Genomic DNA, 319 nt, shown 5'->3' on the forward strand with positions numbered 1-319 from the left:
CCGCGGTACCGGGCTGTCGGGTGAAGGTGCGTTTCAACGGTCGCCTGCTCGCCGGCTTCCTGGCCGAGCGGGTGGAGAGTTCGGAGTTCGCGGGGCGGCTGGCCTACCTGGAGACGGTGGTCTCGCCCGAGCCGGTGCTCACCCCCGAGATCCTGGGGCTGTCCCGGGCCGTGGCCGACCGGTACGCGGGCACCCTGAGCGATGTGCTGCGCCTAGCGGTGCCGCCCCGCGAACTCCGAACTCTCCACCCGCTCGGCCAGGAAGCCGGCGAGCAGGCGACCGTTGAAACGCACCTTCACCCGACAGCCCGGTACCGCGG

1 pseudogene is annotated in these 319 nt (G+C 72.1%); it reads left to right on the top strand.

Going from position 1 to position 319, the window contains the following annotated elements:
* A pseudogene (locus DSY14_RS28440) lies at window positions 1–319 on the top strand (hypothetical protein); the annotation flags it as partial.

Origin of the sequence: Nocardiopsis sp. MG754419 (assembly GCF_018207095.1) — a bacterium.
Taxonomy (GTDB): domain Bacteria; phylum Actinomycetota; class Actinomycetes; order Streptosporangiales; family Streptosporangiaceae; genus Nocardiopsis.